The organism is Streptomyces purpureus, from assembly GCF_014648195.1.
Lineage (GTDB): Bacteria > Actinomycetota > Actinomycetes > Streptomycetales > Streptomycetaceae > Streptomyces > Streptomyces purpureus.
Genome location: NZ_BMQQ01000090.1, coordinates 1 through 601, shown reverse-complemented (window position 1 = coordinate 601; position 601 = coordinate 1). Strand labels below are relative to the sequence as shown.

1 protein-coding gene is annotated in these 601 nt (G+C 66.4%); it reads left to right on the top strand.

Annotation, left to right across the window (positions count from 1 at the left end; genetic code table 11):
- Window positions 1-601: IS3 family transposase (locus IEZ01_RS34495; protein WP_189205742.1), on the top strand; the 601-nt coding region annotated here is incomplete at both ends.

Sequence of the window (601 nt, the reverse complement as noted above, 5' to 3'; positions counted from 1 at the left end):
GGCTGATGCGCGAGCACGACATCCGGGGGATCACCCGCCGCAAGCGGCGCAGCCTCACGAAGGCAGATCGTAAGGCGGCACCCTCCCCGGACCTGGTCGGACGCGACTTCACCGCCGCCGAGCCGGGCACCAAGCTGGTCTCGGACATCACCTACCTGCCCACGCTGGCCGGCTGGTGGTACCTGGCCACGGTCATCGACCTGGCCACCCGCGAGGTGGTCGGGTACGCGATGGCCGATCACCACCGCGCCGAGCTGGTCATCGACGCGCTGAAGATGGCCGCTGGCCGCGGCGATGTGAAGGAGGACTGCATCGCGCACTCGGACCGCGGATCGGAATACACCTCACGCGAATACCGCACGTTGATAAGGGAGTTGGGGCTGAGGCAGAGTATGGGCAGAACCGGCTCGTGTTACGATAACGCGGCCGCCGAAAGCTTTTTCGGATTGCTGAAAGCGGAGATCGGCACCACAGTCTGGGAGTCCCACGAGGCCGCCCGCGCCGACGCCTTCCGCTTCATCGAGGTCGAGTACAACCGCACCCGCCTGCGCAAGCATCCCGTCTACGGGTACGTCACCCCCGTTGAAACCAGGGCGCTGAC